At 39.0% G+C, this 14,190-nt stretch carries 12 protein-coding genes and 1 tRNA gene; 4 read left to right on the top strand and 9 right to left on the bottom strand.

Going from position 1 to position 14,190, the window contains the following annotated elements; translation table 11 throughout:
• Positions 1 to 10: 10 nt before the first annotated feature.
• The 4 genes from ACE025_RS05200 to ACE025_RS05185 all read right to left on the bottom strand — a co-directional run bounded on the left by ACE025_RS05200 (position 11) and on the right by ACE025_RS05185 (position 3,463).
• Positions 11 to 1,357, bottom strand: coding sequence for an FAD-dependent oxidoreductase (locus ACE025_RS05200; RefSeq protein WP_485938142.1), 1,347 nt, complete (start codon positions 1,355 to 1,357; stop codon positions 11 to 13).
• Between the two features lie 203 nt (positions 1,358 to 1,560).
• Positions 1,561 to 1,644, bottom strand: a tRNA-Leu gene (locus ACE025_RS05195).
• Between the two features lie 83 nt (positions 1,645 to 1,727).
• Entirely contained in the window at positions 1,728 to 2,372 is a 645-nt protein-coding gene (locus tag ACE025_RS05190; protein ID WP_485938140.1) for a response regulator transcription factor, read from the bottom strand.
• Positions 2,369 to 3,463 carry a sensor histidine kinase gene (locus tag ACE025_RS05185; protein WP_485938138.1) on the bottom strand — a complete coding sequence of 365 codons (1,095 nt, stop codon included), beginning with the start codon at positions 3,461 to 3,463 and terminating at the stop codon, positions 2,369 to 2,371. The genes ACE025_RS05190 and ACE025_RS05185 overlap by 4 nt, the downstream gene beginning before the upstream one ends.
• Before the next feature lie 143 nt (positions 3,464 to 3,606).
• Between ACE025_RS05185 and ACE025_RS05180 the strand changes: the two genes are divergently transcribed.
• Genes ACE025_RS05180 through ACE025_RS05170 form a run of 3 tightly spaced genes read left to right on the top strand, consistent with a single transcriptional unit; the run spans position 3,607 to position 6,947 of the window.
• Positions 3,607 to 4,545, top strand: coding sequence for an ABC transporter ATP-binding protein (locus ACE025_RS05180; RefSeq protein WP_485938136.1), 939 nt, complete (start codon positions 3,607 to 3,609; stop codon positions 4,543 to 4,545).
• Entirely contained in the window at positions 4,538 to 5,764 is a 1,227-nt protein-coding gene (locus ACE025_RS05175; RefSeq protein WP_485938134.1) for an ABC transporter permease, read from the top strand. The genes ACE025_RS05180 and ACE025_RS05175 overlap by 8 nt, the downstream gene beginning before the upstream one ends.
• Positions 5,751 to 6,947, top strand: coding sequence for an ABC transporter permease (locus ACE025_RS05170; RefSeq protein WP_485938132.1), 1,197 nt, complete (start codon positions 5,751 to 5,753; stop codon positions 6,945 to 6,947). The genes ACE025_RS05175 and ACE025_RS05170 overlap by 14 nt, the downstream gene beginning before the upstream one ends.
• 95 nt (positions 6,948 to 7,042) lie before the next feature.
• On the opposite strand, the gene pyrE is transcribed toward ACE025_RS05170, so the two are convergent.
• Together pyrE and pyrF are read right to left on the bottom strand one after the other, a co-directional pair.
• Positions 7,043 to 7,672, bottom strand: a complete 630-nt coding sequence (gene pyrE, locus ACE025_RS05165) for an orotate phosphoribosyltransferase (RefSeq protein WP_485938130.1) — start codon at positions 7,670 to 7,672, stop codon at positions 7,043 to 7,045.
• A 1-nt stretch (position 7,673) separates the two neighbouring features.
• The gene (gene pyrF / locus ACE025_RS05160; protein ID WP_485938128.1) at positions 7,674 to 8,387 is read right to left on the bottom strand and encodes an orotidine-5'-phosphate decarboxylase; all 714 of its coding nucleotides are present in this window, start codon (positions 8,385 to 8,387) and stop codon (positions 7,674 to 7,676) included.
• A gap of 311 nt (positions 8,388 to 8,698) precedes the next feature.
• Here pyrF and ACE025_RS05155 point away from each other — a divergent pair, with 311 nt between their 5' ends.
• Positions 8,699 to 9,931: an MFS transporter gene (locus tag ACE025_RS05155; RefSeq protein ID WP_485938126.1), complete on the top strand. Its 1,233-nt coding sequence runs from the start codon at positions 8,699 to 8,701 to the stop codon at positions 9,929 to 9,931.
• Between the two features lie 43 nt (positions 9,932 to 9,974).
• Here the strand turns inward: ACE025_RS05155 and ACE025_RS05150 are convergent, their stop codons facing one another.
• The 3 genes from ACE025_RS05150 to ACE025_RS05140 all read right to left on the bottom strand — a co-directional run bounded on the left by ACE025_RS05150 (position 9,975) and on the right by ACE025_RS05140 (position 14,152).
• Positions 9,975 to 11,387: a glycoside hydrolase family 55 protein gene (locus ACE025_RS05150; RefSeq protein WP_485938124.1), complete on the bottom strand. Its 1,413-nt coding sequence runs from the start codon at positions 11,385 to 11,387 to the stop codon at positions 9,975 to 9,977.
• 93 nt (positions 11,388 to 11,480) lie between these two features.
• Entirely contained in the window at positions 11,481 to 11,951 is a 471-nt protein-coding gene (locus tag ACE025_RS05145) for a SprT family protein (RefSeq protein ID WP_485938122.1), read from the bottom strand.
• A gap of 20 nt (positions 11,952 to 11,971) precedes the next feature.
• A complete protein-coding gene (locus tag ACE025_RS05140; RefSeq protein ID WP_485938120.1) occupies positions 11,972 to 14,152 on the bottom strand; it encodes a Tex family protein in 2,181 nt (726 codons plus the stop codon).
• Positions 14,153 to 14,190 lie beyond the last annotated feature (38 nt).

Raw genomic sequence — 14,190 nt, 5'->3', positions numbered from 1 at the left:
TGTTATACTTTTATAATTTCTCGTTATCAAAATTACCATCTAAAGCTTTTTGTGCAAGAACGTTCAGGTAGTTCCATGGACGGTTGAATCCTGGCTGGAAGAAGAAGTCAGCAAATGCTAATTGCTCTAATGTCCATCCTGATGAAATCGCCACAGAGATTACATTAATTGAAGCTGTCACATCGTAAGTAGACATCAATTGTGCCCCTACGATACGGTGGCTTTCTTTTTCAAAATGGATTTTCATCATCACTTTTTCATCATCAATAAATGTTGGACGGATATTTTCGACTACAAATGTGCTTTCTACTTCAGCATCAATTGAGTCTTGATCGATATCTTTTACACCTGTAGAAGCTAGTTTGTAATCAAACAAAGTTAATCCTGATGTTCCAGAAACTTCCGGCATTTTAACTTTTTTCTCCATAATATTCTTAGCTGCAATCACACCTTGGCGACGAGCGTTTGAAGCTAAGGCAATCAATTTAGAACCATGGTTTGGAGCAAATGGAATCTTAGTAGCGTCTCCCATTGCAAAGATATCTTTTGCAGACGTTTCTAAATACTCATCAACAACTACAGTTCCGTCTTGATTCAATTCAACAATACCTTGCAACCATTTCGTATTTGGACGAACACCTACAGCCATGATAACGGTATCTGCTTCATATTCGCCTTTATCTGTGATGACTTTAGTAACAGTTCCATTTTCTCCAACGACTTCTTTAACCATTTCACTTGTACGGACAGTCAATCCATTTTGTTCCATATTTTCATTTAATACATCTACAAATTCTTTATCTAAATAAGTGTTCAATACTCTATCAAGAGAATCGATGACCGTTGTTTCAATACCCGCTTTAGTAAAGGCTTCAGCGACCTCGATACCAATGTATCCTCCACCCACAACAACTGTTTTTTTCGAGTGATTCATACGATTTTTAACTTTTTCAGCCCAGTTACGGCCACGCACGTAGAAAATGTTGTCCAAGTCAGTACCTGGAATAGGAATACGAACTGGCATTGCACCTGGAGAGATGATCAATTTTTCATAACTTTCTTCAGTTTCTCCATCGGCTGTTTTTACCGTAATCGTTTTGGCTTCCGGATTGATCCCAACAACATCACTATTCATATGTACATTGACGTTTTGCTCAATGTACGAATCTTCTGTTGCATAATGTAAGCTATCAAGAGATTCTGCAATCCCTTCTAAATAACTTTGGATTCCACAAGACAAGAACGATGCTGTGTCTCCACGTTCGTACAAATGCAATTCAGCATCTGGTTGTTCTTTTATCAACGTTTGAATAGCTTCATAACCAGCATGTGATGTTCCTACGACAATAACTTTCATTTAAAATGCCCCCAATAATAATTTTTTATTACAAACTGTACCTTATCACTAATCTGTATTTTTATAAAATGATATGCATATAAAATGATAAATTCATGAGTGGAAAATTAAAATAATTCGCCCAAATATTGATGTATAAGCAAAAAAATCCCTTTAATTAGCTGTTAGACTAATTAATAGGACCTATTAGTTTCGTATATATATGCGGCCGAGAAGAGTCGAACTTCCACGGGAGAACCTCCCACTGGCCCCTCAAGCCAGCGCGTCTACCATTCCGCCACGACCGCGTATCGCAACACAGACAATTTTAACAACATTTTAAAAGATTGTAAAGATAGTCTTTGATAGGATATCCAAGAAAACTTTTTTTCTAAAATTGCTCTGAATTTTTGTAATAATAAATCGCTAATTGAGTTCGATCTCGTAAGTGGAGTTTCTCTAAAATAATGGATAAGTAATTACGAATCGTACCTTCACTAAAGTGCATTTTTTCAGCAATTTCTTTATTGTTCAGTCCTTGCGAAACCCAATGTACTAGCTCGCCTTCTTTTTCAGTCAAAAGAGGAAAAGATAAGATTTTTTTCTGCTCTTTAAAAAGGTATCCAGGAATTTTGGCAATAATCTCATCACCAAATACTCGTTGTCCAGACGCTACTGCTTCAATGGCTGGAATAATACTGTCGTAATCTGTTTTCATCAAATAGCCTTTAGCACCTAACTTTAGCGCATCTATAATGTATTCATCTTCTAAAAAAGTTGTGAGATAAATCAGTTTCGCATTCGAATCCAGTTGAACAATTTGTTTTCCCGCAGTAATTCCATCTAACTCTGGCATCCGAATATCAATCAAGACAATATCCGGTTGATGTTGTTGATAAAGACTAATGGCCTCATTTCCATTTTTCCCTGTGTTGCAAATTTGATAAGGGTTTGGAAAATGTTTTGTTCCCATCTCGATGATTGTTCGAAGACCATTGATTACCAAAGCGTCATCATCTATTAATAGAATATTCATCCTGCTTCCCCCTTTTTTGGAATAACAACAAATATATGAAAACCATTTTCATAATTGATATAGATATGGCCATTCATTTTGCCTACCCGTTCTTCTATGTTCAACAATCCAATACCTTTGGGATGCTTCATTTGATATTCTGACACTGTTCCATTATCCGCTATTAATAATGTCCATTGATGACTTACTTCTGTAAATCGGACTTGAACAGATGTGGCAGTTGAATGTTTATTGATATTTGTTAAAGCTTCTTTGACTATATTAACTATTGAATGAGCGATTTGGTTATCAATCAGAGCATAATTTTTGTAGTGAAAGCTGATAGGGCATTTAGAAAATTGGCGCACAAGTATCCGTAATTCTTCTTCCAAATTCACCGTTGTTTGTCGTTCTGTGTGGATAACCGTCCGCACGTTATCCATGCTCGTGCTCAATACCTCTTTTACTTGTGTGAGTGAAGACTTAACTTGGGGTTCAGTGGCTAGATATTCTAGAGCACCAATTTGAATGATGGCACTGCTCAACTGATGTCCTAGAAGATCATGGATTTCTTCTACAATTCTTCTCCGTTCTTGCAAACGAGATGAAGTTACTTTCTCATCTTGCAAATGCAATAGGCTATCTTGTTCGTTTTTAATTCGCTGATTTAAAAAACGTAGTGTATCTATTTCTTCAAATGAGGCTTTTTCAAATATTTGACTGTTGTCTATAACAGTGTGGATGATCGAAGCTAACCAACACAGACTTGTAATAAAGTAACTTATATAAATGGATTGCCCGGTCCCTAATCCTAACAAAAGTGGCAATAGAAACAAACTGTAGTTTTTATAGGATTGAAGAGAATACTCATAAAAAATAAGCGGCCAAAATAAGTACAGCTCAGGCAGAAAAGTACTGGTGAGAAAGAATAGAATAAAATAAATGAGGTAACGTCTAGGCACATCTACATTCTCTGTCAACAAGTACACTGCACAATAAATAACAGCTATGCACAGTTCAACAATTGGAAATGAATTTGGTTCGATAATCATCTGAAACAAAAACATAGCTCCCAATAAAACAGCGCGTATTCCTAGTTCCAACCATCTCATATTCTCCCCTCCTCATAAGAACAGTTTACCACATTTACTGGCTGTTTTTAGTGACAGATGTCATCTCATACACTGACAAATAACCATTCAAAACCATACCTATCTTTGCCATAATAAAAGAAAGAGTAAGGAGGAGAAATAAAATGGTAATCGAAGTCCACGATTTGGTAAAGCGGTATAAAGAGTTAGTAGCACTTGACCATTTTAGTATGTCCGTCAATGAAGGTGAAATTTATGGTCTATTAGGTCCAAATGGAAGTGGTAAATCAACTGTTATCAATTGCATGCTGTCTCTTTTACGATATGAAAAAGGGGCTGTAGAAATATTTGGAGAAAAAATGCATCCGAACAATTATGACATCAAAAAAAGAATTGGTTTGGTGATGCAAAATATTGGGGTGTATGACGAACTTACTGTAGAAGAAAACATTGATTACTTTTGTGGATTGTACATCCAAGATAAGAAACTAAGGAAAAAATACGTAGATGAAGCCATTGAATTTGTCGCATTGGAAAAATTCCGTAGTTTCAGACCTAAAAAATTATCGGGCGGTCTCTTGCGTAGGTTAAATTTAGCTTGCGGTATTTCTCATAAACCTGATCTAATTATTTTAGACGAGCCGACAGTAGCTGTTGACCCGCAATCTCGAAATCGTATTTTAGATGGAATCAAACAATTGAGAGATGAAGGAAAAACCATTATTTACACTACACATTACATGGAAGAAGTAGAATTGATTTGTGATCGCTTGACTATTATGGACAACGGAAAAGAAATTATAACTGGAACAAGTGACGAAATCAAAGCCATTTCCCAGCATGGAGAAGTTGTCAAAGCAGAGGTCTTTGATTTGACGGAAGAAACACAACTTAAGATTCAGCAAATGCCTGAAGTCACAGGATTCCATTACCATCAAGGTGACTTGACTGTTCATTTTCAAAAAGGAGCAAGTCACTTGATGACTTTAATCGAATTATTTGAAAATGAACACATCACTCTATTGAATTTAACCGTCCAACGTCCAACGTTAAATGATGTCTTTCTGGAAATCACAGGAAAGGAGTTGCGGGACAATGTTTAGCCATTTGCAAAAATATGCTGTGAAAATATTTTTCCGCAACAAAGAGGGTGTAGCATTCGGTATCATTTTCCCTCTCGTCTTTGGACTTATCTATCTTTTTGCTTTCCAAGGGCTAGCAGCAACAGATACTGTTTTAGAAATCGTTCCCGTAGCGATGGTTTTTGAAGGTAACGAAGAAGAAACGGAAAGTGCAAAAGATTCTTTTTCTTCCATTGCGACTCCAGCTAGTTTAGAAAAGGATGAATTGGTAGCCAATGAACTAACGGAAAACGACTATATGATGTACTACGAAACAGATTCTCAAGTAGCTCAGCAATTACTCGAGGATGGTGTAGTAGAGGAAATTATATATGTCGATAACACGGAGCAACAATTCAATATTTCTTTGACAGTAGCTCCTACTGCAGCAAATTCTATGTCTTCCACGATTATTTATACAGCCTTGAACACTCTTGCCTCTGTTAACAGTACCATCAATATACTTTATACCAATGCTGCACAAAGTGATGATTCTGAACAAGCAATTATGTCTGTTAATGCGACTCTAGTTAGTTCTAGTGTGTCGAATTCATTCATTGCGGATTCAACTAAAGAGGACGGAATTAATGGGATGAGCATTTTTTATTATGCCTGTCTAGCTTACATTTGTATTTTCTTCATGTCCATCGGAATTAGTGTCGTGACTGAAAATGAAGCCAATTACTCTCCAGCTGCCTTGCTTGTCACAGCAAGCCCAATTCCTAAAAGCAAGCGTTTTAGAGCCATGTTTATCACTGGCGCAGTTTCTTGTTTAGCTATTGTCTACCTTTTATTGATCATTTACAATTTAAATGGCGTTCCATTGGGGAATAATCCTTTTCGTCTAGTTGCTCTAATGACGTTAGGTGTATTGGTTGGATTATTACTTGGTACGGCAATAGCTAGTCTCTTAAAAGCTAACACGAAAATTTTGATTGGTATTTCAATTGCGGTACCACTTGTGCTTGGTGCTTTATCTGGTTTAATGGTGATTGACTTAAAATATTTCATTATGGAAAAAGTTCCTTGGCTTGCTAAAATCAACCCAGTCTCTCTCATTAATGATGCTATTTATTATTTAAACAGCTATCCCACTTATGAACAGTACAACGGGAATATGTTGATTTTAAGTGGATATGCCATTGTCTGTTTGACGATTACTTTAGTGGCATTGAGGAGGACTGATTATGAAAATCTTTAAGCTTTTCTATCAACTGTTAAAAGACAATTCCACTTCGATTATTTGGAATATCTTATTGTTATTGGCGATTGTTATTCCTGTAAATGCCTTGTTCAATAACAGCTACACTAGTCAATTTGAAGTGGCAAAAAGCGATATCGGAATTATCAACTACGACGAAGGTGACCCAGTCACACAAAATTTGTTGGATTATTTAGATACGAAATCCAATATAGTTCCTATCAACAATACACCGGAAGATATCGCTGATACTCTTTACTATCAAAATGCGGATTATATTTTAACCATTCCAGAAGGCTTTGGAGAATCCATAATTGACTCTACTAAAGAAAACATTCCATTAGAGAAAACTGTTACACAGGCTATAGAAGATGAAGCTCTTGTTGACATTTTAATCAACACTTATCTGACAAATCTGCAGTTGTTGTCTTCTCAAATAATTGATTTTACGGATTCCACTCAGTTAAGTTTAGCTTTAGACGACTTAAATCAACAAGCAGACCAGTCAAATGTAGCGATTATCCCTGCTGAAACCAATGCAAATGTTTCTCTGCTGGCCTTTGGTACCAACTACACTTATTTTATTTCTTATATTATGATCACCACGTTCATTACCATATTCGGGTATGCCATACTAGCTATGCGAAATCCTGAAATTGTGAAGCGAGACCGAATGGGAATGGTAACAGAAAGTCAGCGCTGGGTACAGATTTTATTAGGTTGTATTACGTTTAGTATAGTTTTTTGGTCGCTTTTGGTGGTTGGAGCAACAGTCCTGTATGGGGTAGAGACTATTTTTTCTCAAAAAGGATTGCTGTTAACACTCAACAGCTTTGTAGCAATGTTTGGTATTCAAGCAATGACCTACTTCTGTGTCACTATAGCCAATTCCAAAGGAGCTATTTCATTTTTATCAACAACAGTCAGCTTGGTGTTAGCCTTTGCCAGCGGTATATTTGTACCGCGTGAATTTGTTAGTCCCGTGCTGCAACAAGTTGCTTCTTTTGCCACACCTATTTGGCAAGTCAAAGGAACGGAAATCATTCTAGATAGTACTACACTTTCTTTAGAGAGTATTCAACCTTTCTATACGATATTAGGGACACAGATACTGATTGGGTTTGCATTTTATGCCATCAGTTTTGTCATCCAAAAATACCGGCAGCAAAATAGTATTTACTAATGACAAAGAGAACGTGGAGCAGGGCGCGTGAGATACCGTGTTACAAGCGTTAAAAAAAAGCGGACCATTGTTTTGGTCCACTTTTTGCTCTTATTTTATTTACCCCATTGACAAGACTTTTTCCGCCATTCTTCCAGCAACTGTTTTTCTTCCAAGTCAATAGTGCCCTTTTCTACAGCTTGCCCGATTAAAGCAGTATAGTTCGAAAGTGTGTGTATCTCAAATCCAGATTTTTCGAAATTTTCTTTCGCTGCAGGAAGTTGATAACTAAATATAGCTGCACATCCTAAAACTTCTCCACCATCCTGTTGAATAGCTAGTCTAGCATCAATAACACTTCCACCTGTAGAAATCAAATCTTCAATACAAACCACTTTTTGTCCACTTTTAAGGCGTCCTTCGATTTGATTTTGTTTGCCGTGATCTTTAGCTTTGCCACGGACATAAATCATCGGCAAATCTAATTCTTCCGCTACCCAAGCAGCATGAGGAATCCCAGCTGTAGCCGTTCCAGCAATCACTTCAGCATCTGGATAAAATTGTCGAATCAAATCAGCCAATCCTTTAGCGATTTCTTTACGAACAGCTGGGTAACTCATTGTAATGCGATTGTCGCAGTAAATCGGACTTTTGATGCCGCTCGCCCAGGTAAAAGGTGCTTTCGGACTTAAACTGACTGCTCTACATTCCAATAATAAATCTGCAAATTTAGTCTTTAGATTCATCTTATTTCTCTCCATTCCATTGGTTCTTGATATTTTCATAAGCTTTTACTGGGTTTTCAGCGTAGGTAATCGGGCGTCCCACCACAATGTGAGTGGCGCCTTCTTTTAACGCTGATTCAGGGGTTGCTACACGTTTTTGATCTCCAACATCAACACCTACAGGTCTAATGCCTGGAGTCACACACAAGAATTGCTGACTAGTCGCTTCATGAATCATACGAGCTTCCAAAGCGGAGCATACTACCCCATCCAATCCAGCTTGATAAGTCAATTTGGCATACTGAGTAACGCTTTTTTCTAACGAATGTCCAATCAATTGTTCGTTCTGCATCGTCGTTTCTGTAGTAGAAGTCAGTTGAGTTACGGCGATCAGTAAAGGACGAGTAGCTCCCTTTTTGGTACCTTCTTCTAACCCTATCATGGCCGATTCCATCATCGTTTTCCCGCCAGCTGCATGCACATTCACCATGTCCACTTCTAAAGCTGCCAAAATTTTCATCGCCCGATAAACCGTATTGGGGATATCATGTAATTTTAGGTCTAAAAAAATTTGATGACCTTTTTCCTTTAACTCACGTATCAAACTTGGACCTTCGCTATAATATAATTCCATTCCAACTTTTAAAAATAAAGATTCTTGTTCGAAAGCCTCTAGAAAAGGCATCGCTTCTGCTTTAGACGGCATGTCCAAAGCAATAATAGGTTTGGTTATCATTTTTTTATCCTCCATGTCGGTTTGGTTTTGTTCGTTCTTCCACTCACTGTAAAAATAGCCACAAAAAAACTCCTAGCCTAAAAAATGGGCATAGGAGCGCAAAGAGAATATAGCTTTTCCGCACTTCCTTTCAGCCTCACAGGACTCAATTAAGGAAATCATTTATTTTCATTGTGTCTAATCTTAGCGAATCGATTTGCAGATGTCAATGCAAAAAAAAGTGCTTGCCAGATCAAAAAATAATGGCTATACTGTGTTGGAACTAAAATAAAGGATGACAGAGAGCATCCATTTTAAGGAGAGATGTCGTTATGGCTAGTACAACTATGCCCAAAAATAAACAGAAAGCCCTCTTTGCTGCCTTAGCCGGTTCTGGGATGGACGATTTGAATGTCATGTTTTTGTCATTCGCTTTGTCTTCTATCATCACAGATCTTGGTATTACAGGGACGCAAGGAGGGTTTATTTCTACCATCACAAACCTCGGTATGCTGCTTGGCGGTTTGGTATTCGGAGTTTTAGCCGATCGCAGAGGCAACCTGAAGTTGTTCAAATGGTCCATCATCATTTTTTCACTCGCTACCGCCGCTTTGTTCTTTGCAGATTCGTTCTTCTGGGTTTGTCTTCTTCGCTTCATCGCAGGAATCGGAGCTGGTGGAGAATACGGGATCGCCATTAGTATCATCGCTAAAGTCTCCCCTCCAGAAAAATTAGGCGTGATGTCATCTTGGAACGGAGTCGCCGGGCAAATTGGTTCCATCGCTGCAGCTTTATTAGCAGGTGCCATGATTCCGCTGTTCGGTTGGAGAGCCTTATTCTTATTCGGTTTGATTCCTATCCTACTTGTCATTTGGCTGCACACTTCACTAGACGGAGAGTTTGAACTGATGGCGTCTACTGAAGAGATCAATAAAGAAAAACCTTCTCTAAAAGAATTGTTTAAAACTAAAGAATTAACACGCACCACTCTTTCACTAATGTTTATGACAACCGTCCAAATCGCCGGTTACTTCGGATTAATGAACTGGCTGCCTTCCATTTTGCAGCAGCAAATCGGTTTGACTGTTACCGGATCGTCATTATGGATGGTCGTTACAATCGCCGGAATGTGTGCTGGGATGCTGACGTTCGGGCGTTTATTGGACAAGTTTGGTCCGCGTAATATCTTCGCCGTTTTCCTTTTGATCTCAGCAGCATCTGTATTCTTATTCGTTTATGCGAATAGCCAACTGACACTTTTATTCGGCGGAGCGTTCGTAGGTTTCTTCGTAAATGGAATGTTTCCAGGGTACGGAGCTATCGTGAGTCAGCTTTATCCCGCACGCATCCACTCCATTGCCAACAATGCAGTATTGAATGTAGGTCGAGCAATCGGTGGATTTTCTTCACTTGTAATTGGTTTTCTGATGGACAATTACAACTTAGTGATCGTTATGGGATTCCTTTCCGTTTTGTATCTCGCAAGCTTCATGATTATGCTGACTATTCCTGGTCTTAGACCCGAAGCCTACAAATCCATTGCCACTAAACCTGTTAAAGTTTAATATCAAAAAAAAGATTCCCTTCATCGAAAAGGGAATCTTTTTTTTATTCGATTTTTATGTTATCAGTCGTTTCAGCTACTCTGATCGGCTTTTCAGCTCGTTCGTATCCTTTTAGTATCACATTCTTCAATCGAACTTGATTAGCTCTATATTGAACAGAAATGGCTATCGGGTCTTTTTCATGACTAGTTTCTATTGCAACAAAATGATGAACAGCCACTTTTTGATACGCTGAAACAACTAACGCTCGCGGTGTTGACCCAACATACAACTCTGTTTTTTGCGGGGAATCCGCTACTAAATAAGTCGCTCGGATGCTGTAAGCGGATTGAGAATATTGATCCTCATCTCGATGATGACCAATGTGTCGAAAATTATAAGCACGATTGTCCTGTTTTGAATAGTGTCCGATGATCTGAGTGTCCGATGCAGCAGAACTGGTGGCATGTGCTTTGATTTCGATGCCTCCAAAACAGTAAGCCGTGCGATTATTGGATAAAACAACATGTTGAGATCCGTCATCCACTTCAATTCCATTAGAGTTTGAGTAGCCTTTTTCATGCGCTCTTCCACTTGGGTGGTGCAAATAACAATTGGAAACCCAGACATCATCGCTGTGGTGAGTCGTGATACCATCATCTCCAAATCCGCTAGCTTCGACCTGATCCACCCAGACAAAACGGCTGCCCAAAACAGATCTCCTGCCATCGCCAAAATAATTGTATCGAATAGAAGTAATATCGACTCCGTGCAGTCCGGGATTGAAGATTTTTACGTTTTTAATACACGCAAATTGCACATGAGCTAAAGTTATGCCACTTGAAGACGTTCCACCAGCTGACGTTTTCTCATTTTTGGATAACCGCTCAACATTCCAATCCAGTGTCAGGTCAGCAACTTTCAAACATTGATTTCCTTTGACATAATTCTGATTTGTTATCAGCTTTTCTTTCTTTGGTGCTTCATCAACCAGCTTCAATATCGTTCGTTCGACTCCGGATCCAATCAACGCCGTATAGGATGGCAACTTCAACCCGCGTATGCGGTAAACACCTTCAGGAACGAACACTCTGCGATTTCCTTTGCCGATGGCTGCTTTAAAAGCTTCTGTACAATCCGATTTTCCATCACCGACAGCTCCGTAGTCAGCTACTGAAACATGTTCAAGTTCATCCAAAGGTTTGAGCGCCTGTTCCAGCAAGCTTTTCCAGTATGGACGAACACGGTTGCTTTTCTCAATCGTGACCGGCACAACTGAACGGTAGTCTGTTTTAGGTTTCGTAAGCAAAGGCATATACAAAAAGTCTTGCCACTTCTTAGAACGTTGAGGCATATCTTCCAATGAGCGAAATATTTTTTCTGTTTCTTGAAGAGCTTGTTTTTTCTTAACTGGATCTATATACTCAGGCAACTTTTCCATAATCAATCGTTCATTTTCCAAACCGATATCCGCCATACTCCTCGCTTCCTTTCTAGGCATTCTCATTGTCCTTATTGTAGCAAAAGAGACGAGCAGCATCTTTTTATCTGCCTCGCCTCTTTAAACTTTTTATTCTGCTGTTGTTTTTTCAGCTGTCATCAACTGGAAACTTCCTTTACATTTTGCACAAATGTAGCGGCTGGTATTAAACCTTCTTTGTCGATACAACTTTTGCTGACACTTCTTACACTCATAGATCCAATAGGTCTTTTCCGGTTTTGGTTCCCTCAATGACTGCACGAACCGAGACCCGCCAACTTGTTTCAACAACTCTTTAAAATCACGGTCTCTATGCCGGTACCCTTTGCCGGATAAATGCAAATGATAATGACACAGCTCATGTTTCACAACACCTAAGAACTCTTCTTTTCCGAAAACCTCTAAGATCTTGGGATTAAAATCTAAATGGTGCGTGGCAAAATGATAACGTCCGCCAGTTGTTTTCAACCGCTGATTAAAAATAGCTTGATGTTGAAAAGGTGCGTTAAAATAAGTCAGAGAAACCTCTTCTACTAACTGTTGCAACTCCTCCGTACTCATTTGTTAAACACCTCCTAAATTTAGGCTTTCTGAGGGTCAATCATCGACAAGGAAATGCGTCCTTTATTGACATCGATTTGATCTACCCACACTGTTACTATATCTCCTACAGCAACGACATTGGTTGGATGCTTGACAAAACGATCGCTTAATTTGGAAATATGAACCAATCCATCTTGTTTGACCCCAATGTCCACAAACGCTCCAAAGTCAACTACGTTACGAACTGTACCTTCCATCTTCATACCTGGTTGGATATCTTCCATAGACAAGACATCTTGACGCAATAAAGGTGCAGCCATATCGTCACGTAAATCTCGGCCTGGTTTTACTAAGGCATCTAGAATATCTTTTAAGGTTTCTTTCCCTAGCCCAGTTTTATCTGAGAGTTCAGCGATATCCACTTTAGCTAAAGCTTCTTTAGCAGCCTCTGTTCCGACGTCTTTCAAAGTCAACCCAGCGTACTCCAAGACTTGCTCTGCTTCTGCATAAGATTCCGGGTGAATGCCTGTATTATCCAGTACATTCTTTCCACCAATGATTCGCAAGAATCCAATCGCTTGTTCGTACGCTTTAGGTCCTAAACGAGGAACCTTTTTCAATTGATTTCTCTTTTCAAAGCTGCCGTTCTCTTCACGATAAGCTACAACGTTTTTAGCCGTTGTTTTCGTCAAACCGGCTACACGCTGCAACAATGAAGGACTAGCGGTATTCACGTTTACACCAACTTGGTTAACTGCCGTTTCCACAACAAAGTCCAATTGTTCTTCCAAACGTTTTTGAGAAACATCGTGTTGGTATTGTCCAACTCCAACAGATTTAGGATCAATTTTTACCAATTCAGCTAATGGATCTTGTAAACGACGTCCAATGCTGACTGCACTTCTCTTTTCTACTTCCAGATCAGGGAATTCGTTCCGTGCTTCTTCACTGGCTGAATATACAGATGCTCCAGCTTCATTCACGATGACGTAATACACTTCTCGGTCAACCTGTTTCAAGTTTTCCGCTACGAAGGATTCAGATTCTCTGCTGGCTGTTCCGTTTCCGATAGCCACCATTTCTACATCATACGTCTCAATTAATTTTCTGAAATGCACAGCTGCTTCTTCACGCTGTCTAGCACCAGCTGGTTTATGCGGGTAGATCACATCAATGGATAACACTTTTCCAGTTGCATCCACCACAGCCAATTTGCAGCCTGTACGATAAGCGGGGTCAAAGCCTAGAACGACTTTCCCTTTCAAAGGCGGTTGCAGCAGCAAGTTACGCAGGTTCTCACCAAAGATGGCAATAGCTTGTTCATCTGCTGCTTCAGTCAATGACGAACGAATCTCCCGTTCAATCGCTGGTCCAATAAATCGTTTATAGCTGTCCATATAAGCTTCTTGAAGATAAGGAGCTGATTTTGCAGATGTATCTTTGACGATTTGCTTCATTAAGTAAGCAAAAATCTGATCTTCATCAATTTCTAAAGCGACTTTCAATATTTTCTCTTTTTCCCCACGATTCATTGCTAAAACTCGATGTGATACTACTGATTTGATGGGTTCGCTGTAGTCATAGTACATTTCAAAAACGCCTTTTTCGTCAGCACCTTCGTCTTTAACTGTAGAAACAACTCGTCCATTATTGAACGTGAAATCCCGAATCCATTGACGATAATCAGGTTCATCACCAAATGTCTCGGCTAAAATTTCATGTGCACCTGCCAGAGCATCTTCAGCTGTAAAGACTTCTTGTTCTTCATTGATGTACGTTTCAGCTTCTGCTGTTACATCTGTTTTTGGAAAAGCTAATAACCAGTCTGCTAACGGACCAAGTCCTTTTTCTTTTGCAATGGTCGCTTTTGTCCGGCGTTTTTGTTTGTACGGACGATACAAATCTTCTACTAGCTGCATTTTATCTGCTTGTTTGATTTCTTTTTCAAGTTCAGGCGTCAGTTTGCCTTGTTCTTCAATCGTTTTTAGGACATCTACTTTACGTTTTTCTAAAGTCTCTAAGTAAGCATGTCTCTCTTCAATTTCACGAATTTGTACTTCGTCTAATGTTCCAGTCATTTCTTTACGGTAACGAGCAATAAAAGGAACTGTATTCCCCTCTTTTAACAGATTCAATACGGTAGTAATTTGTTTTTTTGAGTATGCCGTCAATTCAGCATTCAACAATTCTAATACACGATTTTCATTCATTTCAACCATTACTATCTTCCTCTCTATAAAACACATACACCCTATTT

Source organism: Desemzia sp. AGC72 (assembly GCF_057334175.1).
This window is presented reverse-complemented; position numbering and strand designations above follow the sequence as displayed.

What these genes read in the sequence shown, in the direction of transcription:
- pyrF (WP_485938128.1), bottom strand. Translation starts at nt 8,387, where the DNA reads ATGATAACCAAACCTATTATTGCTTTGGACATGCCGTCTAAAGCAGAA.
- ACE025_RS05145 (WP_485938122.1), bottom strand. Translation starts at nt 11,951, where the DNA reads ATGAGTACGGAGGAGTTGCAACAGTTAGTAGAAGAGGTTTCTCTGACT.
- pyrE (WP_485938130.1), bottom strand. Translation starts at nt 7,672, where the DNA reads ATGAATCTAAAGACTAAATTTGCAGATTTATTATTGGAATGTAGAGCA.
- ACE025_RS05185 (WP_485938138.1), bottom strand. Translation starts at nt 3,463, where the DNA reads ATGAGATGGTTGGAACTAGGAATACGCGCTGTTTTATTGGGAGCTATG.
- ACE025_RS05155 (WP_485938126.1), top strand. Translation starts at nt 8,699, where the DNA reads ATGGCTAGTACAACTATGCCCAAAAATAAACAGAAAGCCCTCTTTGCT.
- ACE025_RS05200 (WP_485938142.1), bottom strand. Translation starts at nt 1,357, where the DNA reads ATGAAAGTTATTGTCGTAGGAACATCACATGCTGGTTATGAAGCTATT.
- ACE025_RS05175 (WP_485938134.1), top strand. Translation starts at nt 4,538, where the DNA reads ATGTTTAGCCATTTGCAAAAATATGCTGTGAAAATATTTTTCCGCAAC.
- ACE025_RS05150 (WP_485938124.1), bottom strand. Translation starts at nt 11,387, where the DNA reads ATGGCGGATATCGGTTTGGAAAATGAACGATTGATTATGGAAAAGTTG.
- ACE025_RS05180 (WP_485938136.1), top strand. Translation starts at nt 3,607, where the DNA reads ATGGTAATCGAAGTCCACGATTTGGTAAAGCGGTATAAAGAGTTAGTA.
- ACE025_RS05140 (WP_485938120.1), bottom strand. Translation starts at nt 14,152, where the DNA reads ATGGTTGAAATGAATGAAAATCGTGTATTAGAATTGTTGAATGCTGAA.
- ACE025_RS05190 (WP_485938140.1), bottom strand. Translation starts at nt 2,372, where the DNA reads ATGAATATTCTATTAATAGATGATGACGCTTTGGTAATCAATGGTCTT.
- ACE025_RS05170 (WP_485938132.1), top strand. Translation starts at nt 5,751, where the DNA reads ATGAAAATCTTTAAGCTTTTCTATCAACTGTTAAAAGACAATTCCACT.